This window comes from Pseudomonas sp. LBUM1659 (genome assembly GCF_059716045.1).
In genome coordinates, this window is sequence record NZ_CP166797.1 from 1858213 (window position 1) to 1877451 (window position 19239).

Annotated in this window: 16 protein-coding genes and 1 pseudogene; 10 read left to right on the top strand and 7 right to left on the bottom strand. The window is 53.5% G+C overall.

Annotated features, from left to right (window positions below; genetic code table 11):
* Window positions 1–43 precede the first annotated feature (43 nt).
* The 4 genes from ACA048_RS08420 (at window position 44) to ACA048_RS08435 (ending at window position 5501) form a co-directional block, all read left to right on the top strand.
* Window positions 44–2038: a polysaccharide biosynthesis protein gene (locus tag ACA048_RS08420; protein WP_497628729.1), complete on the top strand. Its 1995-nt coding sequence runs from the start codon at window positions 44–46 to the stop codon at window positions 2036–2038.
* A gap of 255 nt (window positions 2039–2293) precedes the next feature.
* Entirely contained in the window at window positions 2294–3385 is a 1092-nt protein-coding gene (locus ACA048_RS08425) for an acyltransferase family protein (protein ID WP_497628730.1), read from the top strand.
* A 47-nt stretch (window positions 3386–3432) separates the two neighbouring features.
* Window positions 3433–4362 (top strand): NAD-dependent epimerase/dehydratase family protein, encoded by a 930-nt coding sequence (locus ACA048_RS08430; RefSeq protein ID WP_497628731.1) that lies wholly within the window; start codon window positions 3433–3435, stop codon window positions 4360–4362.
* Window positions 4359–5501, top strand: a complete 1143-nt coding sequence (locus tag ACA048_RS08435; protein ID WP_497628732.1) for a glycosyltransferase — start codon at window positions 4359–4361, stop codon at window positions 5499–5501. Before ACA048_RS08430 ends, ACA048_RS08435 begins: the two co-directional genes overlap by 4 nt.
* Here ACA048_RS08435 and ACA048_RS08440 read toward each other — a convergent pair.
* From ACA048_RS08440 to ACA048_RS08455, 4 genes and pseudogenes are all read right to left on the bottom strand, one after another.
* Window positions 5488–7104 (bottom strand): hypothetical protein, encoded by a 1617-nt coding sequence (locus tag ACA048_RS08440; protein ID WP_497628733.1) that lies wholly within the window; start codon window positions 7102–7104, stop codon window positions 5488–5490. The two genes, ACA048_RS08435 and ACA048_RS08440, sit on opposite strands and share 14 nt — an antisense overlap.
* The gene (locus ACA048_RS08445) at window positions 7101–8012 is read right to left on the bottom strand and encodes a glycosyltransferase (protein ID WP_497628734.1); all 912 of its coding nucleotides are present in this window, start codon (window positions 8010–8012) and stop codon (window positions 7101–7103) included. The genes ACA048_RS08440 and ACA048_RS08445 overlap by 4 nt, the downstream gene beginning before the upstream one ends.
* Window positions 8002–9417: a lipopolysaccharide biosynthesis protein gene (locus ACA048_RS08450; RefSeq protein ID WP_497628735.1), complete on the bottom strand. Its 1416-nt coding sequence runs from the start codon at window positions 9415–9417 to the stop codon at window positions 8002–8004. Before ACA048_RS08450 ends, ACA048_RS08445 begins: the two co-directional genes overlap by 11 nt.
* A 45-nt stretch (window positions 9418–9462) precedes the next feature.
* A pseudogene (locus ACA048_RS08455) lies at window positions 9463–9669 on the bottom strand (transposase); the annotation flags it as partial.
* A gap of 182 nt (window positions 9670–9851) precedes the next feature.
* On the opposite strand from ACA048_RS08455, the gene ACA048_RS08460 reads away from it, so the two are divergent.
* The 3 genes from ACA048_RS08460 (at window position 9852) to fabF (ending at window position 12491) form a co-directional block, all read left to right on the top strand.
* A complete protein-coding gene (locus ACA048_RS08460; RefSeq protein WP_497628736.1) occupies window positions 9852–10187 on the top strand; it encodes a ComEA family DNA-binding protein in 336 nt (111 codons plus the stop codon).
* Between the two features lie 202 nt (window positions 10188–10389).
* Window positions 10390–11184: an SDR family NAD(P)-dependent oxidoreductase gene (locus ACA048_RS08465; RefSeq protein WP_497628737.1), complete on the top strand. Its 795-nt coding sequence runs from the start codon at window positions 10390–10392 to the stop codon at window positions 11182–11184.
* Between the two features lie 32 nt (window positions 11185–11216).
* On the top strand, window positions 11217–12491 hold the full coding sequence (gene fabF / locus ACA048_RS08470; RefSeq protein WP_497628738.1) for a beta-ketoacyl-ACP synthase II: 1275 nt from the start codon (window positions 11217–11219) through the stop codon (window positions 12489–12491).
* On the opposite strand, the gene ACA048_RS08475 is transcribed toward fabF, so the two are convergent.
* The 3 genes from ACA048_RS08475 to eat form a co-directional block, all read right to left on the bottom strand.
* Complete coding sequence (locus ACA048_RS08475; protein ID WP_497628739.1) at window positions 12488–13045, bottom strand: TetR/AcrR family transcriptional regulator; 558 nt, start codon at window positions 13043–13045, stop codon at window positions 12488–12490. The genes fabF and ACA048_RS08475 overlap by 4 nt on opposite strands.
* A gap of 292 nt (window positions 13046–13337) precedes the next feature.
* Window positions 13338–13505 carry a DUF2897 family protein gene (locus ACA048_RS08480; protein ID WP_007943594.1) on the bottom strand — a complete coding sequence of 56 codons (168 nt, stop codon included), beginning with the start codon at window positions 13503–13505 and terminating at the stop codon, window positions 13338–13340.
* A 124-nt stretch (window positions 13506–13629) separates the two neighbouring features.
* Window positions 13630–14994 carry an ethanolamine permease gene (eat, locus tag ACA048_RS08485; RefSeq protein WP_497628740.1) on the bottom strand — a complete coding sequence of 455 codons (1365 nt, stop codon included), beginning with the start codon at window positions 14992–14994 and terminating at the stop codon, window positions 13630–13632.
* A 338-nt stretch (window positions 14995–15332) separates the two neighbouring features.
* Between eat and kdpF the strand changes: the two genes are divergently transcribed.
* From kdpF to kdpB, 3 genes are read left to right on the top strand one after another with little or no spacing between them, the layout of a single operon-like run.
* Window positions 15333–15422, top strand: coding sequence for a K(+)-transporting ATPase subunit F (gene kdpF, locus ACA048_RS08490; RefSeq protein ID WP_497628741.1), 90 nt, complete (start codon window positions 15333–15335; stop codon window positions 15420–15422).
* Between the two features lie 8 nt (window positions 15423–15430).
* A complete protein-coding gene (gene kdpA, locus ACA048_RS08495) occupies window positions 15431–17125 on the top strand; it encodes a potassium-transporting ATPase subunit KdpA (RefSeq protein WP_497628742.1) in 1695 nt (564 codons plus the stop codon).
* A 10-nt stretch (window positions 17126–17135) separates the two neighbouring features.
* Window positions 17136–19193 (top strand): potassium-transporting ATPase subunit KdpB, encoded by a 2058-nt coding sequence (gene kdpB / locus ACA048_RS08500; protein ID WP_497628743.1) that lies wholly within the window; start codon window positions 17136–17138, stop codon window positions 19191–19193.
* Window positions 19194–19239 lie beyond the last annotated feature (46 nt).

Genomic DNA, 19239 nt, shown 5'->3' on the forward strand with positions numbered 1-19239 from the left:
GTGTCTGACTAATAAAAGTGTGGTGAGAGGTGTTCGTAGGGGTATGGATAAGTTCCGAGCTTTGCTATTAGGTCTTCCGCGCCGAAGTAAACGACTTATTCAGGTGACGGTAGACATCGTCCTTGTCTGGCTAGCCCTCTGGATGGCATTTGTTGTTCGCTTGGGGATTGATGATTTAATCAATCCTTTTACTCAACACCTTTGGCTCTTCCTAAGTGCTCCAGTGGTAGCCATTCCGCTCTTTATCCGCTTTGGCATGTATCGCGCTGTTATGCGCTACTTCGGGAATGACGCTCTTATCGCAATAATTAAGGCAGTCAGCCTGTCATCCTTAATACTCGGCGTTGTCGTCTATTGGTACAGTAATCATCAAAATGTCGTACCTCGGTCAATCATTTTCAACTACTGGTGGTTGAATTTGGTCATGATTGGTGGTTTGCGGCTGGCAATGCGTCAGTTTTTCCTCGGCGATTGGTTTTCTGCGGCTCAACATGTCCCTTTCACCAATCGTGATGACGGTTTGCCTAAAGTAGCTATCTACGGGGCTGGAGCTGCCGGAAATCAGCTCGTCGCAGCGTTGCGAATGGGGCGTATCATGCGACCTGTTGCCTTTATCGATGACGATAGCAGTATTGCCAGTCGTATTATCTCCGGACTGCAGGTCTACAAACCCAAGCATATTCAGCAGATGATTGACGTGACTGGCGCGCAAGAAATTCTACTGGCGATTCCCTCATCGTCTCGTGGTCGTCGTCGTGAGATCCTCGGTTTGCTTGAGAGTTACCCGCTTCATGTCCGTAGTGTGCCTGGGTTCATGGACTTGGCAAGCGGGCGGGTTAAGGTCGATGATATCCAGGAGGTGGATATTGCCGATTTGTTGGGGCGCGATGCAGTGCCTGCTCAAGAGGAGCTGCTTGAGCATTGCATCAAGGAGCAGGTGGTCCTTGTCACTGGTGCAGGCGGCTCCATAGGGTCCGAGCTATGCCGACAAATTTTGGCACTTCGTCCGACTGTTCTTTTGTTGTTCGAACATAGCGAATTTAATCTCTACAGTATTCTTTCTGAGCTTGAACAGCGAATTAATCGTGAATCCTTGTCGGTAAAATTGCTGCCAATTTTAGGGTCGGTTCGAAACCAGCATCAACTTCTGGATGTGATGAAGTCTTGGCACGTAGACACTGTTTATCATGCCGCGGCTTATAAACATGTTCCTATGGTTGAACACAATATTGCTGAGGGTGTGCTAAATAACGTGATTGGCACTCTTAATACAGCTCAAGCTGCTTTGCAGGCAGGAGTCTCGAACTTTGTGCTGATCTCCACCGACAAGGCGGTTCGGCCCACCAACGTAATGGGTAGTACCAAACGGCTCGCTGAACTGACTCTTCAGGCATTAAGTAAAGAGGCCGGGCCGGTGTTGTTTGGCGATAGTACTAGTGTCTCTACGGTTAATAAAACTCGATTTACGATGGTCCGGTTTGGTAATGTTCTGGGGTCCTCAGGTTCGGTTATCCCTTTATTCCATAAGCAAATCAAGTCGGGTGGTCCGCTAACAGTTACGCACCCGAAGATCACTCGTTACTTCATGACTATTCCCGAGGCCGCACAACTGGTCATTCAAGCCGGCTCTATGGGGCAGGGCGGCGACGTATTCGTGTTAGACATGGGCGAGCCAGTAAAAATCGTCGAACTGGCGGAAAAGATGATTCATCTGTCCGGTTTAAGTGTCCGCTCAGACAAAAATGCCCATGGCGATATCGCTATCGAGTTCACCGGCCTACGCCCAGGAGAGAAGCTTTACGAAGAGTTGCTGATTGGGGATAACGTAGCTGCAACTCAGCATCCGATGATCATGACTGCAAACGAGGATCATCTGGCTTGGGATGTGCTCAAGGTCAGGCTTACCGAACTGCTGGCTGCGGTCGAGCGGGATGACTACACCCGTGTCCGTCAATTGCTACGTGAGACTGTCCAGGGTTACACGCCGGATGGCGAAATTGTTGACTGGATCTACCAGCAACGTCGACTTGAGCCCTGATCACGACATATGGGAGTAGGATAGTCAGCATCGGAAGGGCTTCTACGTAGACGCTGAGAAACTGCGTCCTGAATCCCATATTCGCAGTCTGCTACTGGGGAACTGCTCGCCAGACATTACGCGGAAAACGTAAGGCATGTCTGGCAGTAGGTGTGCCATAAATGGGGTACGCCTCGTAACGCTTAGTGAAGTGCCATTAGCTCAACGGAGTGAGATAGTAGGCTAACAGTGCCATTACTCCAAACGACGAACAGAATGCGAAAAAATATCGATATCGAAGCACTAAGAACTTACGCGGTCGGTATGACGGTGATCGCCCATTTAGGTGAGTTGATACCCGCTTGGACGTCATCTTTATCGGTATTTTGGTTGGGTAGTGGTGTGGATCTATTCTTCTGCATCTCTGGATTTTTAATCTGCCAGATTCTTCTTCAACAACGTGATTCAACGTTTGGTACTGTCGCAAAAGTATTTTGGGTCAAGCGAGTATCCAGGCTATGGCCTGCCGCGATGTTCTGGAGCGTGTTCTCGCTCTGGTGTTCCTTTTTTTTCAAAGATGGAGTTTTTGGTTCCTTTAATGACAGCCTGACTAATGCATTTTTTAGTATGTTGCAGTTTGAGAACGGTTATCTTGTAGGTTGTGTGTATTTTCAATGGCTACCTTGCGCGATCAGTCCCAACTATTGGGTCTATTGGTCATTGTCGCTAGAAGAACAGTTTTATTTTGTGTTCCCGTTTTTGTTATTTTTTATTCGAATGCGTTACTTGGTCCCAGCGTTGCTGATAATTGTGCTTTTGCAACTCGGTATCGCTAGACCGTGGGGGACGCCGTTATGGTTTTTTCGTACTGATGCATTAATGCTTGGAGTGCTTCTTGCTGTACTAAAGCAAAACGTTTATTTAAAAAATATCCGTTTGTTCGACAATAATAATGTAATTAGAGTTATCTGCGTCATGTCATTGTTGGCGGCGACAGTGTTGCTCGCTCGACGAGACTGGTTTTCTTTATTTCACAGTTATGTTGTTCTGACGGCATTTGCTTTAGTTTTACTCGCTTCCTTCAACAAAAACTATATCGTGAGTTCGGAGCGAGGGCGCCGGATTGCATGCTTTTTTGGCTCGCGATCCTACTCTATCTATTTGATCCATACTATCGCGTATTATCTGACACGCGAAATATTTATCAGGCTAGGGGGAGGAGGTGAACCTACGCAGGTACACATTGCTTTGATGCTTATAGTCGCCGCAGTTCTATTGGGGTTGATGGTAGAATTTTCGTACCGGTTGGTAGAGCAACCTTGTCGATTGTACGGACGTCATCTAGTCGCCAGTTATAGGAAAGAATAGTCTTGAATAGTGTAAAGAATGACAGTGGGACCAGGGTGAACGGCGTAATGCAGCGTCTTGTGGTGATTGGCGGTACTGGTTTCGTAGGCCATCATCTTCTCAACGCATTGTTGGATACCAGCAACGCATTCGAGATTATTTTTGCGGTGCATCGGAACGAACCGGCTTGGTTGGCTGACTCATCGATACACGTTCAGCGCTTCGATGTAGAGAATTGCGCTTCGCTGGCGGCGATATTGACCCCTGGCTGTACCGTATTGAATTTACTCCGCCCAGACGGATCGGGTTGGTTCTTGCCGGCGATTGAGAACGTGCTGCAGGCTTGCCGCGCCGCTTGCGTTAAGCGCTATATCCATGTTTCAAGTATCGACGTATTTGGAGCAAGTCAGGACAGTATCTGTACATCTGCTTCTCCGATAGTGCCCATGACACCTTATGAACGAGAGCACGCAGCTGCTGAAACGCTCGTACGTGCTGAAGTGGCCGAACATTTTGAAGTGTTGGTTTTGCGGCTGGGAGCGGTGTTTGGGGTGGGAGGGCTGAATATCGTATCGTTCGTAAAAGAGGTTTCAAGTGCTCCTCATTGGAAGCTCGCACTACGTCGATCGTTGTATGGTGCCCGTCGAATGCATCTCGTCAGCGTTGAAAAAGTAGTCGAAGTATTACTTTTTATCACCACCGTAGAAACAATTGTCCAGGGTGAAATCATTGTCGTCACCGAGGATTCTGCGCCCGATAATAATTTTGCTTACCTTCAGGACTGCCTGATGAAAGCATTCGGTCGACCGGTTTTTTCTCGTATACCTTATCTTCCTCCCAGTATCCTTCGTTACGTTTTGAATGTGCGCAAGGTTAGTAATTCAGATCCAATGCGACGTTTTCGTGATACTCGTTTGCCTGAACTGGGTTTTTTTGATCGTGCGCAATTTTCTACTCGCCTTGATAGTTACGTTAAATATTTGAGGGCGAATGCATGAAGATCTTATTGGTTAACATTTCGCTTGATGCTCAGCGAGGAGGAGGTACGGCTGAGCGTACTCGGCATTTGGCCAAGGCTTTGTCCGAGAAGACAGGCTGTCCCTGTGAAGTCATTGCTATGGCCGGCGACTCTTGGCTGTCAGAGTTCGATGCCAATGGTATAGAGACCTACATTACGGGAAGGATTGGCCACCGGTTACCAGTCCCATTGGTCAATCCTTTACGGGCGTGGAAGGCAATTCAGTCCGCTGACGTTATACATATCATGGGTTACTGGAATTTACTCAGCGTGTTCATCGGATTCTTGGCCAGGCTGGCGAAAACGCCTTACGTATTGTGCCCGGCTGGTGAGTTTGCGTCTGTCGGAAAGCCTCGACCGATCATGAGGCTTTTTCATACTCTCCTTGGCAAGTCACTGATCAAAGGAGCTGCAGGCTTTATTGCGATCACTCAACTTGAACGGGCGCTCATTGCGCACATCTCCTGCCTGCCAGAAGACTGTATACCCGTATTTTCAAATGCGGTATCGGAGCCGGTGTTGTTTCCGAATCGTACCCAAGCAAGTCTCCCTCTCGAGCCCTACATCCTATTCATGGGAAGACTGGCGCCTGTAAAAGGACCTGATCTTCTACTTCAAGCCTATCTCGCTACCCCGGCTGCGCAAGCTTATCCATTAGTTCTCGCTGGACCTGATTTTGGCATGCAGAAAGAATTACAGTTATTGTTCACAGATAGCGCGCTCGCGAATAAGATTCATTTCATTGGTTTCCTGAATGAGGCCCAGCGTAATGAAGCTTATCAACACGCGTTGATGTTGGTTATCCCGTCCAGATCAGAAGCAATGTCACTCGTTGCCCTCGAGGCGGGTATTGTTGGCTTGCCGGTGCTACTGACTGATACCTGCGGGTTCGACGAGGTACAAGCGATTGATGGGGGATACGTAGTCGAGCCCACTGTCGTCGGAATCAGTCAGGGGCTCGAGCTCATGCTTTCTGATGTTGGCGATCTGGCTAAAAAGGGCAATCGTCTTAAAACGTACATCATCGATCACTACAGTTGGAAGGTTATTGCCACTGGAATGATCGAGTATTTTGAGGGCCGTATCGGAGTTGATAAAGTGCGAACTACGAAGCCATAGCCTTAGAGGTCCTCATGGTTGTCTTGTCAAGTATCAATTTGAGCACGAGTAGACCAACCAGGAATGCTGAAAGTTCTACAATAAAAAACCAGAAAGCGATCGGGAAATTCATCTGAACGATGAGGTAAGCTATTGCAATGCCTACTGTTGCATTGGTCATGGCATTGTTTAGCAATTTTCTTGTGGCAAGCTCGATACTGTAACCGAGGAAGAAAAGAAGCATAATGCCGGCGAAAAGTACAAGATGGCTACCGCTATAAAAGAGAACCGCGATAGGGCCAGGAATTGTCATAAAAGTAAAATTCTCAAAGTGTGCATACTTCGCATCGGATATACGCTGAAAGATTGCTTGTGTACCTTTTGCCGGATCTTCCTTCAGCCCCTCCGTTAATAGCCGGATGCTTAGACTTTGGTCGCTCGTCACTGCTAGCACGCCTTCGATGCCGATCCAGCGATCAACTATTAACTTGCTTATTTCCTTAGCTATCAGATTGATCTTCTGTTCGGGGGTTAGGGGCGGAGCGACATATGGTATTTTCGCCTGACTAGGTGTCAATGCTTTTTCGAAAGGTTTGAGTGTGTTCTTAGAAGCGGTAACTGCATTATCTGCAAGACCGGCGCTACCTGCGTTATCGGTGTTACCTGCGTTACCTGCGTTACCTGCGTTACCTGCGTTATCTACATTTGCTTGTTGCTTCATTAACGCTGCATCCGTAACGGGTACCGCTTTGGCAAAGGACGCCAATCGGTCAGCTGAAACAGCAAGAAGCGAAAATACGAACAAAAGTGCCGTGGCACAAACTATTTTTATCCAGTCTCGTTTCGACAGGTGCCAGCCTAGGCGTTTGCCTTGAAGCAGGTAAATTACGAATGGAACCGCAACATGAAGAATCATCTGCGCCCGACTACCCATGGAAATAGCGGTCAGTGCACCTTCGATAATAACAATATAAAAAAGTGTGCGAGGGGCAAGTGTGCCGTTTGCAACCATCCAGTAGGCTAACGTTGAAAGAGCAATGGCATTGCCCCAGGCCACCATGAACGCCACCACCACGTAGATGTAACTATTTAACTTTAAAGTCGGCTCGTAACCAATTTTCAAAATTGAAAAATAGTAATTGAATGTCAAAAGCCCTATGGTGAATAGGACCATTAATACCAGTAGTGGAGGTAAAAGCCTGGAGTTTACTATGTTATTTTTGAGTTCGATTCGGTCTTTGGCTTTGAGTGCGACAGAATAGTAGCAAATGAGCAGGGCGCCGAACGCAGTGATCAGTACCGTAACGGCCTTGTCCCAAGCTACCGGGGACTCATCGAAATCACCTATCGGTTCGATAAAGTTGTTGCCCAGGAATAAGTGCAAGACAATTTTTGCCCAGCAGCCGAGTGTCAGAAAAGAAAATAGAAAGAAGCTGAAATAACTTTTTGCACGATTGATAAGCGTGGCATGTACTATCGCAATAGATAGAGCGCTATACGCTATAAATAATATTTTTGTTCCCGGATAATAAAAAGTTGCGCCGATACTGACCATGAGCACCATGGCGAGGATCGATAATGTGATTGGTTGGCGCACCATAAAGCTATCCGGGATTACTTTCATTTTTTCACCGATCTGGATTTATAGATTCCAATGACGTAGCTGATCATCTTGCGAGAAAAAAGCGATGAGGGATGCAGCGCAGCAGCGCGAGCCATTCTTTTAAAAGAGACTGCGTATCGACCAGAAAAACCGTGCATGAATCCAGAGAGCATGAGTGCGTTCGCCGTGGCTCTTTTCTTCCAGCGCAAGTAGGGTTTCGGCAAATCAGCACTGTTAAAGAAGCTCTCAATCACCTGGACCGGCTCGTCTGATCTCTGGGCCGTGGATCTATTATAGGTGGTCGAGCCAGAATGAATACGGAAGTCTGCCAGAGCTTCAGGGACCCTGATGAACGGGCCGCGCTGGCAAAGGCGTAAGAAAAAATCCATATCCGGAATGTTCCTTAACGCGGTGTTCCAATCACCCACTTGTTCCCATGTTGATCGTTTGAACAATGCACCTGGGCCAGGTAAGCACTGAAAATTTGCGACAAGGAGTTCGCTGGAAAAGTCAGGAGCATTAATGGTTCGGACATAGGACGAATGTTCGTCGATTACGCAAAAATCAGGGTACGCCAACACTGTTTCTGGCGACGACTGCATGAGCGAAACGATTTTTTCGATGGCCGTCGGGTGCAATCTATCGTCGGCGCTAAGGTAACCCAATAAATCTCCGGTACTTTGCTTCCATCCGAAGTTCATCGCGGCGCTTTGACCGGCATTTTCTTGTCGAAAATGCAAAAACTCGTCTGGAAGATTTTTCAGCAAGTCGGACGTGTCATCTGTCGATCCATCATCCACAACAATCAGTTCGACATTTTGATAGGTCTGTTTTTTTACGCTGTCAATAGCATCCAATACATACCGGCCGGTATTGTATGTCGGTATGACGATGCTGACCTTTGGCAGGTTCAGGGTTTTATCTTTCATGCGGAATCTCTTTGCGAAAATAGACGCGAGCGAATTGCGTGAGTGATTTGTAGTTGGCAGTTGTTTTCAGACCGAATATCCGACGTACGTAGTAAATCATCAGAGTGGATTGGATGATGCTGCCAACGCTATAGACGATAGCCAGCCCTATAATTCCATAAAAAATGATTGCCACACTTCCGCCGACAATCATCAGGACACCACTTACGACAGAAATTTTCATCGCGATATTTTGTTTTTGCAGCATGACCAATGCCATGCCAGCGGTACCAGCGTACGTCTGAACCACTTGCGCGATACCGAGAATAATGAATATATAGTAAGCCTGTGAGTATTCATCGGGCCACGTTTTCGAAATAATGAACTTGCCTGCAGCGGCGAATAGTATGTAGCCGAAGATCGCCATTCCTGTCGCTGCTCCGGCGCCTATGCCCATTACCTTTTGAAGGTAGCGTCTTTTGTTGCGCACCCATATACGACCGATTGACGGTGCGATGACGGTGTTGATGACGGCCAGCGGTATCAAAACCAATGCAGCAAGTCGTGACGCTAAGCCGTAAATCGCAACATCTGCTGTACTGCCAAAATACGCAATGATCCACAAGTCGGCTTGAGCAACAATGAACAGCACACTTGTTGTGGTAACGTTAGGTAAAGTTTGTCGGAGTATCTCTGTATAGCCGATAGGCTGGATGATTTCTCCAGTATGTGCCCTGTACCAGCGCCACAAGGAGTAGCCACCAAGCAATGCGGTACATAAAACACCGGTTAGTCCTGCCAGAAGCAACATGTCAAGCGGCAACGTCAATTTCGACTGCCAGGCAATTATCACGGTGGCGGCGCTCGCGACACCTGCCCCCACAACCAGGAAACTGGCTTGGACGAAGTGTCCTAATACTCGATGCTGTTCAGATAGCAAGGTTACCAGGGCAGCCAGTACCATACTGATTGAAATCAGAGGTGCGAGTGTTTGTAGTGCTCCGACTAATTCTGAATCTAATAAATTATTTAGCAGGTGAAGGGTTAGCCAGAAACTAAAGGCGAATGCGCAAGCTGCTAAACCACCAATTAACAAGGTCCGAAGTAATGTTTGTTTTATTCGGCCATTATCTTTAACACCCATCGCTCTCGAAATAATGGCGGGGGACGTAATGCTCAAACCCAACTGACCCAATGTTGCAAGCGCCGCTATTATGGATTGGCAAAGAAAAAATAAACCAACCGACTCCTGTTTCATGGTGAGCGGCAATAAAATTCCGGTCAAAGCCCCTGTGCCAAGCAAGAGAAACCGGCCAATAATTGCTGCAGCACTTGCCGCTAATGGAGAGGATAGCGCGCTGATAGATTTCTTTGCAGCCATGTGGTGAGTTCGCAGGGAAGACAGAAGGCGGTCGGCGATTTTCACGGTTTTTCAATGCCCTGTCTACCGGTCACCTTCGCTCAGAGCACAGGGATGTACACCATGGGCTGCACGGCCCCAGTTCGCGGCTACCGTTGGATATTGTTTGCCCCAGGTCCCGTTTCTTAGGTGGCGAGCGCTTGCTCGGCGTGGGTGCCTGATAGATCGGCTTCAGCGCTTTGCTCAGCTCGCGCCGCTTTTCCAAGCGGCGTAATCAACGTTGTTACGGATCAGATGGACGATGCAGGTCTGCAGTGTGTTCATGCCCGAGCACAAAACTTATGACAGCGCCCAATCAGGCTATCGATCGCATGCATCCCTGACTTTATTTATTCATATCCTGTAACGGACACACTTTTGACAGTTCCATCCCATGGCCTAAGTTTGGAAGGCAGCTTCGGAAAAGCTGCTTTCTAAATCGATGTCATGGAGCTTCAATTATGCGTACTGGCTATTTCTACTCTCTGGTTTTTGCCCTGCTCACCAGCGCTTCTGTTGCCACAATTGCCGCACCTGCGGCGAAACCCGAATCAGGCAGCGCACCTCTGGTGCTGGAAGTTTCCCCTAAGGCGCAGTCTGGCAAAGTCGATCTCAATGCAGCCGATGCCCCGACACTGCAGCGCGAGTTGACCGGTATCGGAGAGGCCAAAGCCAAGGCGATTGTTGCCTATCGTGAGAGTAATGGGCCTTTTTCATCCGTAGACGAACTGCTGGAAGTGAAGGGGATAGGTAAAGCGATTCTAGACAAGAATCGCGAGAAGCTTCACGTGAACTAAGCTTGTAGCTCAACGCTAGGGGCCGGTCATTGACCGGCCTTTGCTTTCTGGCGAAAGGGTCAGTGCAGCGCCTTTCATCGGTCAATAAAAAATTATGGCTATCATATAACGCTTAAATTATGCCTATAATTCATTTGTCGTTCGCTGAACTGAACTGGCATTCAGGCGCTCACCTCTCCAAACATCTCCCAGGAGCACAGTCATGACTTCCACCCAGCCCCAAGGTACGGCCCTCGTCACCGGTGCTTCTTCCGGTATCGGTGCGATTTACGCTGAGCGGTTGGCGGCGCGTGGTTTTGATTTGTTGTTGGTTGCTCGTGACGAGCATCGGCTTGAGGCTGCGGCGAGCAAGTTGCGCGCCGAGCACGGTGTTCAGGTGGAAGTATTCAAGGCAGACCTGACACAAAAGGATGATGTACTGAAGATCGAACAGCGTCTTCGCAGCGATTCGAGTATCAGTCTGCTGCTGAACAACGCTGGCGTCGCGGCGGATGGTCTGCTGGCGAATGCCGACATGGAGCAGCTGGAAAAACTGATTCAGCTTAACGTCACCACGGTCACACGCCTGGCATCGGCGGCAGCCGCCAGTTTTGCCAAGGCAGGACGGGGTTCTATCATTAATATAGCGTCAGTGGTGGCGTTGTTCCCCGAGCGCTTCAATGCGACTTACAGCGCTAGTAAAGCGTATGTGTTAAGCCTGACGCAGTCCTTGAATGCCGAACTGGATGGCACCGGGGTCAAGGTTCAAGCCGTGTTGCCAGGCGTGACGCGCACCGAAATCTGGGAGCGCTCCGGTATCGACGCTAGCCAGATTCCGGCGGACATGGTCATGGAAGCAGGTGAAATGGTTGATGCAGCGTTATCCGGTCTGGACCAAGGTGAACTGATCACCATTCCATCGTTGCCAAACGCCTCCGAGTGGGACGACTTTGTAAAAGCCCGCCTGGTAATGGCGCCGAATCTTTCCAAGAGTAGGGCCGCCACACGTTACAAATGAGGCGCCATCCATCGGCTTGAGGTATTTGCGACATGTGTGATCGTCGAGTAGTTGTCACCGGCATGGGCCTGGTGTCTCCGCTGGGTAGCGGTGTTGAAGCTGTCTGGGAGCGTTTGCTGGCCGGGCGTTCCGGGTTGCGTAATTTACCTGAAGAGGTGGTCGCGGATCTGCCGGCCAAGGTTGGCGGCGCTGTACTCTCCGTGGCGGAAGATCCCGAGGCAGGTTTTGACCCGGATCGAGCAACGCCACCCAAAGAGCAGAAGAAGATGGACCGCTTCATTCTGTTTGCCATGGAGGCCGCGCGGCAGGCGTTGAAGCAGGCCGGTTGGCAAGCGCTGGACCCGCAAGCCCAGGAACGCACGGCAACCATTATCGGTTCTGGGGTCGGTGGGTTCGGCGCGATTGCCGATGCGGTACGCAGCACCGACAGCCGTGGACCTCGGCGACTGTCGCCCTTCACCATTCCGTCGTTCCTGGTCAATCTCGCGGCGGGGCATGTGTCGATCCAGCACGGATTCAAGGGCCCGTTGGGCGCTCCGGTTACGGCGTGTGCGGCCGGGGTGCAAGCGATTGGTGATGCGGCGCGGCTGATTCGTTGCGGCGAAGCGGATATTGCCGTGTGTGGCGGCGCGGAAGCAGCGATCGATCGGGTCAGCCTGGCCGGGTTCGCGGCGGCGCGTGCCTTGTCTAGTGGTTACAACGAAACCCCTGAGCGGGCTTCTCGGCCGTTCGACAGTAGGCGCGACGGCTTTGTGATGGGGGAGGGCGCGGGACTTCTGGTGATTGAATCCCTGGAGCATGCCTTGGCGCGCGGGGCTCAGCCTTTAGCCGAGTTGGTCGGCTATGGCACCAGTGCTGACGCCTTTCACCTGACTGCGGGCCCCGAAGATGGCAGCGGTGCGCGCCGGGCGATGTCGCTGGCATTGGCGCAGGCTGGTATTTCAGCGGCTCAGGTGCAACATCTGAATGCGCACGCGACGTCGACGCCAGTTGGCGACCTCGGCGAGTTGGCCGCGATCAAGTCGTTGTTCGGTTCGGACAATAAGGTGGCGGTGACATCGACCAAATCGGCGACAGGGCATTTGCTCGGTGCGGCCGGCGGGATTGAGGCGATCTTCACGCTGTTGGCGATTCGCGATCAGATCGTGCCAGCCACCCTGAATTTCGATAATCCGGACCCCGCGTCGCAAGGCGTGGACATTGTCCATGGTCAGGCGCGGCCAATGGCTATCGAATATGCGCTGTCCAATGGCTTCGGGTTCGGGGGAGTCAATGCCAGCGTATTGTTCAAGCGCTGGCAGGATTAGCCCTGGGGTTGTTTAAGAAACGCGCGTGTTACGTCGAGAATCCGCTGGGCCAGTTCCGGGTTCTCGACGCTGCGCGAGAGCAGCAATGCGCCGACCAGTGCGGACATGATGACGATGCTCTGGTCCGCGGCATCTTCGCCATCAAGAGTGTCTTCTATTTGTTGGAGCCGTGCGTTCAGCACTACGTCCGAGGTCGGACTGGGCTGCCCACGCAAACCCAATTCCGAAGACATGGTTGGCAACGGACAGCCTTCATGAGGTGAGTTCTGGTGCCATTCGGACAAATAAGCGTCGATGAAGGCATCCAGTGGGCGATCCTGGGCGAACAGCTCGGCACATACCGCCTCGACCTGATCGCCGGCCGCTTGCAGTGCCTTTTCAACCAGTTCGTCCTTTGACTTGAAGTGCGAGTAAAAACCGCCGTGGGTCAACCCCAGCGCTTTCATCAGCGGTTGCAGGCCAGTCGCTCCAATACCGTCCCGGCGAAATCGCGCTGAGGCTTCCTTGATAATGCGCTTGTGGGTCTGGGCTTTATGGTCCTGCGAGTAACGCATCTGAAATCTCCGCAACAATGCGCCATCTTAACCAATGAAAATTGGATGGTGATTGTACTTCTACCTCTAAAAAGCATGCAGATGCGTCTAACGGTGCTCTAAAAGAGTCAAAGACTTGTCAGAAATAATGACTACTCCTCTACCAAAGTTTATTGAGCAATCATAAGGCGACGTACATCAGCCACGGAAAGTCCTTGGCCGACATGACGCTGGTGGAGGAAAATCAGGCATTTGCCTAAAACGCCAGATAAACAAAACCCTGTCATTCACTGAGAATGACAAGGTTATCGGGTTAGCGGTCCTGCGCTTCCTTGGCATCCATTTCCGCATTGCGTTCAGCGACGCGTTTACGTTGCTCATCGGTTAGTTCGACCTTGTTGGCGGTGTCGCGCAACATCATCAAACCGCCAACAATCGAGCCGATTGCAACGACCAGAATCAACCAGGCATACCAGGGCATAGGGCTCTCCTTGAGGTCAGGGCGATTGGCGGAGGTCGCCAATCGATCGTGCATACCACTTTGAGCGATGGGTTTTCGCAGTGGTTCCATTCTATGCCTGATATGCCAACCGTACTTGAGCTGTTTATAGCCCGGTCAACATGGCGTCCGCCGGTGCATCGGCGCGCAACTGCGCGGTCAGCAGGAAGTACACGAAACCTACCGCCATAAAGCCGAGGAAGATCAGCCCGATCAAGGTGTTGAACCAGGCCATCGCCACCAGGCAGACCACCGCCAAAAGCAGCGCGATCAACGGCACCAGCGGATAGCATGGCGCACGGAACGTACGCTCCAGGTTCGGTTCGGTTTTCCGCAGTTTGAACAGGCTGAGCATGCTCATGATGTACATCACGATGGCGCCGAAAACCGCCATGGTGATCATTGCCGCTGTCAACGTCATACCGCCGAGGTTGATCAAGCCGTCACTGTAAATCGCCGCGATACCGATCACACCGCCAACGATGATTGCCCGGTGCGGCGTCTGGAAGCGCGACAGTTTGGCCAGGGAGGCCGGCAGATAACCAGCCCGGGCCAGCGCAAAGAACTGCCGCGAGTAGCCGAGAATAATCCCGTGGAAACTCGCCACCAGGCCGAACAGGCCGATCCACACCAGCATGTGCAGCCACCCGGAGCTTTCGCCGACCACGGTTTTCATCGCTTGAGGCAGTGGGTCGTTGATGTTCGACAGGGTGCGCCAGTCGCCTACGCCGCCGGCAAAGAACATCACGCCCATGGCCAGCAATACCAGAGTGAGAATCCCGCTGATGTACGCTTTGGGAATCGTCCGTTTCGGGTCCTTGGCTTCTTCGGCGGCCATGGCGGCCCCTTCGATGGCGAGGAAGAACCAGATGGCGAACGGAATGGCCGCGAACATCCCGGCGACCGCCGGGGCACCGAATACATCGGAACCGGCCCAGCCATTCAATGCGAAGTTGCTGAAGCTGAACGCGGGTGCAACCACGCCCATGAACACCAACAGTTCGGCCACGGCCAGTACGCAAACCACCAATTCGAACGTCGCTGCGAGTTTCACCCCGAGTATGTTCAGGCCCATGAACACGATGTAGGCACCGACCGCCGCGTGTTTTGGATCGAGAGCGGGAAACTGCACGTTCAGGTAAGCACCAATCGCCAGGGCAATCGCTGGCGGTGCGAAGACGAATTCGATGAGTGTCGCCAACCCGGCGATCAGCCCGCCTTTTTCGCCAAAGGCGCGACGACTGTAGGCAAAGGGACCGCCGGCATGGGGAATTGCCGTGGTCAGTTCGGTGAAGCTGAAGATGAAGCAGGTATACATGGTGGCGACCATAAACGAGGTCACCAGAAAGCCCAATGTGCCCGCGACGCCCCAGCCGTAACTCCAGCCGAAATACTCACCGGAAATCACCAGCCCGACGGCAATGCCCCACAGGTGCAACGTGCCGAGTGTGGTTTTGAGTTGTGTGTTCATGCAGTTGCTCCCTGAACGGATTGGAATGCTCGGGAGGAGGGCGTGTGCAGTGGGCGTGCCAGTGTTGTGATAGCAGTCGTAAAGCGTAAAAAGGTGTCGTATCGGGGATGTTCGCAGCGCAATGTGCGGTTTTTGTGCGCCAGTTCAGAGCGTTGTTGCCTCTTATGCCGCCTTCGCGAGCAAGTCCAGCCCCCACAGAACCAAGCTGTAACGAAGGCATAAACTCACTCTTTACGCTTTCTTTATGCCCCGCCCACACCCTCGATCTCGTTCCTTTACAGCCTCTCTGCCGACAATGACTCCACACGCGGCAATACGCCGTAACACGGAGAACTTCCATGAGCGTTCTGGACGGAGTGTCACTGCTAATGGCAGTGGGGCTGTTCATTTATCTGTTGGTTGCGCTGTTGCGCGCGGACCGGAACTAGGAGCGGCTATGCACAGTTATGACTATTGGCTGATCCTCGCGTTTTTCGCGGTGGTATTGGTCCCGGCGCCGTTTCTCGGGCGCTTCTACTACAAGGTAATGGAAGGTCAGCGCACGTGGCTGACGCCGATTCTCGGGCCGGTGGAGCGCGGCTGTTATCGCGTGGCCGGCGTTGATCCGCAGGCCGAACAGAGCTGGCAGAAATACACCCTGGCCTTGCTCGCCTTTAACCTCGCGGGCTTCTTGCTGTTGTTCGCGATCCTGTTGTTCCAGGATCACTTGCCGCTGAACCCGCAAAACCTGCCGGGTCAGGAGTGGACGCTGGCGTTCAATACCGCCATCAGCTTCATGACCAACACCAACTGGCAGGCATATAGCGGTGAAGCCTCGCTGAGCTACTTGAGTCAGATGGCTGGCCTCACCGTGCAAAACTTCGTCAGCGCCGCCACCGGCCTGGCGGTATTGGTTGCGCTGTGTCGCGGTATCGGTCGCAAGTCGACCAAGACCCTCGGCAACTTCTGGGTCGACATGACCCGCGCCACCCTCTACGGTTTGCTGCCGCTGTGCCTGCTGCTGGCGCTGTATCTGGTCTGGCAGGGCGTACCACAAACCTTCGCTCAATACGTAAATGCCGTGACGATGCAGGGCGTCGATCAGGTGATCCCGCTCGGCCCGGCCGCCAGCCAGATTGCGATCAAGCAACTGGGCACCAACGGAGGCGGCTTCTTCGGCGTCAATTCGGCGCACCCGTTCGAGAACCCGACGGCGTGGAGCAACCTGTTCGAGATGGCCTCGATCATCCTGATCCCGGTCGCCCTGGTGTTCACCTTCGGCCATTACGTGAAAGACCTGCGTCAGAGCCGGGCGATTGTTGCCTGCATGTTCGCGTTGTTCCTGATCGGCGGCGCGACCTCGCTGTGGGCTGAATACCAACCAAACCCGACCCTGAACAATGTCGCCGTCGAACAGACCGCGCCGCTGGAAGGCAAGGAAGCGCGTTTCGGCACCACCGCCACGGTGCTCTGGTCGGTGACCACCACCGCCGCGTCCAACGGCTCGGTTAACGCCATGCACGACAGCCTCAACCCGCTGACCGGCATGGTCGCGCTGGTCAACATGATGGTCGGCGAAGTGATCTTCGGCGGCGTCGGTGCCGGGCTCTACGGCATGTTGCTCAACGTGTTGATCGCGGTATTCCTCGCCGGACTGATGATCGGTCGCACCCCGGAATACCTCGGCAAAAAACTGCAAGCCAGGGAAGTGCAATTGCTGGTGGTGACCCTGCTGGTGATGCCGGTTGGCGTGCTGGTGCTCGGCGCGATTGCGGCGAGCCTGCCCGGCCCGGTTGCGGCGGTGAGTAACCCTGGCGCCCACGGTTTCAGTCAGTTGCTGTACGCCTACACCTCGGCCAGCGCCAACAACGGTTCGGCATTCGGCGGCTTCGGTGCCAACACCGCGTTCCACAACCTGATGCTCGGTCTTGGCATGTTGATCGGTCGCTTCGGTTACATCCTCCCGGTACTGGCGTTGGCCGGCAGCCTGGCGATGAAGAAAACCGCGCCGATCGGCCAGAACAGTTTCCCGACCCATGGCCCGCTGTTTGTGACTTTGCTGACCGTGACCATTTTGCTCGTGGGTGGTTTGACCTTCCTGCCAACCCTGGCGCTGGGTCCTATCGCTGAACACTTGAGCATGGGCTTCTAAGGAGTCAATGATGAATATGCCCGCAACCAAACCGGTCACCGTGAAGGCGCCGGAACAACCGAAAACCGCGATCTCGGCCCTCTGGCGCCCGGCGCTGATACAAGCCTTCGTCAAGCTCGACCCTCGGCAATTGCAACGCGCACCGGTGATGCTGGTGGTCGAACTGACCGCGATCCTGACCACCGTGCTGTGCTTCATTCCCGACAGCGCTGTGCCCACCTTTGTCGCTGCGCAAATCGCGCTGTGGCTGTGGTTCACCGTGCTGTTTGCCAACTTCGCCGAAGCCTTGGCCGAAGGTCGCGGCAAGGCTCGGGCCGACAGCCTCAAGGCTGGCAGTGAAGGCTTGAGCGCCCGTCGCAAAACCACCAGCGGCACGTTCCAGTTGGTGCCGGCCACTACCCTGCGCAAGGGCGATGTGGTCCGCGTCGAAGCGGGGGAAATGATCCCCGGTGACGGCGAGGTGATTGAGGGCATTGCAGCGGTCAACGAAGCGGCGATTACCGGTGAATCCGCGCCGGTGATTCGTGAGTCCGGGGGCGACCGTTCGGCCGTCACCGGCAACACGCGTCTGGTCTCCGACTGGCTGCTGGTGAAGATCACTGCCAACCCGGGCGAGTCGACACTGGACCGCATGATCGCCCTGGTCGAAGGCGCCAAACGTCAGAAGACACCCAACGAAGTCGCGCTCGACATCCTGCTGATCGGCCTGACCCTGATCTTTCTGCTGGTGGTCGTTACCCTGCAGCCGTTCGCCCACTTCGCCAATGGCAGCCTGCCGCTGGTGTTCCTGGTGGCGTTATTGGTCACGTTGATTCCGACCACCATTGGCGGTTTGTTGTCCGCCATCGGGATCGCCGGGATGGACCGTCTGGTGCGGTTGAATGTGATCGCCAAGTCCGGTCGTGCCGTGGAAGCGGCGGGGGACGTGCATGTCCTGCTGCTGGACAAGACCGGCACCATCACCTTCGGTAACCGTCGTTGCACCGCGGTTCATCCGGCACCGGGCGTCACCGCCAGGGATCTGGCTGAGGGCGCTTTGTTCGCCTCGCTGGCCGATAACACGGCTGAAGGTAAATCCATCGTCGAGTACCTGCGCGGCACTCATCCGCAACCTGAACCCGCTACCGAATTGCTGACGGCCGTGCCGTTCAGCGCTGAAACCCGCCTGTCCGGTGTCGACTATCAGGGCCGTGTTTATCGCAAAGGCGCGGTGGATTCGTTACTAGCCTTCGTCGGCCTGAAGCGCGCTGACCTGGCCGCATCGCTGTCCCGGGAAGTCGACAAGATTGCCCAGAGCGGCGGCACCCCGCTGCTGGTCTGCGCCGACGGCAAACTCCTCGGTGTGATTCACCTCAAGGACGTGGTCAAACCCGGCATCCGCGAGCGTTTCGCCGAGCTGCGCAAACTGGGGATTCGCACGGTCATGGTGACTGGCGACAACCCGCTGACCGCCGCCGCGATTGCCGCCGAAGCGGGTGTCGATGACGTGCTGGCCGAAGCCACACCAGAGAAAAAACTGGCACGCATCCGTCACGAGCAAAACGACGGTCGCCTGGTCGCCATGTGCGGCGACGGCGCCAACGACGCACCGGCACTGGCCCAGGCGGACGTCGGCATGGCGATGAACGACGGCACACAAGCCGCGCGCGAAGCGGCGAACATGGTCGACCTCGACAGCGACCCGACCAAGCTGTTGGACGTGGTGCAGATCGGTAAGGAATTGCTGGTGACACGCGGTGCGTTGACGACCTTCTCCATCGCCAACGACGTGGCCAAATACTTCGCGATTCTGCCGGCGCTTTTCGCTTCGATCTACCCGCAACTGGGCGTGCTGAACGTCATGCACCTGACCAGTCCGCAGAGCGCGATTCTCTCGGCGATTGTCTTCAACGCGTTGATCATCGTCGTGCTGATTCCATTGGCCTTGCGTGGCGTGCGGGTGCAGGCGGCGAGTGCGGCGGCGTTGCTGCGACGAAATCTGCTGATCTATGGATTGGGCGGGATTCTGGTGCCGTTCGTGGGCATCAAGGCGATCGACATGCTGCTGACGGCGCTGCATCTGGTTTGACCCTGGCGAGCGCTTCGCGCTCGATCGCGGGCAAGCCTTGCTCCTA

Bases quoted from the DNA above. Each gene is read 5' to 3' on its own strand.
- ACA048_RS08420 (WP_497628729.1), top strand. From the start codon at position 44: ATGGATAAGTTCCGAGCTTTGCTATTAGGTCTTCCGCGCCGAAGTAAA.
- ACA048_RS08425 (WP_497628730.1), top strand. From the start codon at position 2,294: ATGCGAAAAAATATCGATATCGAAGCACTAAGAACTTACGCGGTCGGT.
- ACA048_RS08430 (WP_497628731.1), top strand. From the start codon at position 3,433: ATGCAGCGTCTTGTGGTGATTGGCGGTACTGGTTTCGTAGGCCATCAT.
- ACA048_RS08435 (WP_497628732.1), top strand. From the start codon at position 4,359: ATGAAGATCTTATTGGTTAACATTTCGCTTGATGCTCAGCGAGGAGGA.
- ACA048_RS08440 (WP_497628733.1), bottom strand. From the start codon at position 7,104: ATGAAAGTAATCCCGGATAGCTTTATGGTGCGCCAACCAATCACATTA.
- ACA048_RS08445 (WP_497628734.1), bottom strand. From the start codon at position 8,012: ATGAAAGATAAAACCCTGAACCTGCCAAAGGTCAGCATCGTCATACCG.
- ACA048_RS08460 (WP_497628736.1), top strand. From the start codon at position 9,852: ATGCGTACTGGCTATTTCTACTCTCTGGTTTTTGCCCTGCTCACCAGC.
- ACA048_RS08465 (WP_497628737.1), top strand. From the start codon at position 10,390: ATGACTTCCACCCAGCCCCAAGGTACGGCCCTCGTCACCGGTGCTTCT.
- fabF (WP_497628738.1), top strand. From the start codon at position 11,217: ATGTGTGATCGTCGAGTAGTTGTCACCGGCATGGGCCTGGTGTCTCCG.
- ACA048_RS08475 (WP_497628739.1), bottom strand. From the start codon at position 13,045: ATGCGTTACTCGCAGGACCATAAAGCCCAGACCCACAAGCGCATTATC.
- ACA048_RS08480 (WP_007943594.1), bottom strand. From the start codon at position 13,505: ATGCCCTGGTATGCCTGGTTGATTCTGGTCGTTGCAATCGGCTCGATT.
- eat (WP_497628740.1), bottom strand. From the start codon at position 14,994: ATGAACACACAACTCAAAACCACACTCGGCACGTTGCACCTGTGGGGC.
- kdpF (WP_497628741.1), top strand. From the start codon at position 15,333: ATGAGCGTTCTGGACGGAGTGTCACTGCTAATGGCAGTGGGGCTGTTC.
- kdpA (WP_497628742.1), top strand. From the start codon at position 15,431: ATGCACAGTTATGACTATTGGCTGATCCTCGCGTTTTTCGCGGTGGTA.
- kdpB (WP_497628743.1), top strand. From the start codon at position 17,136: ATGAATATGCCCGCAACCAAACCGGTCACCGTGAAGGCGCCGGAACAA.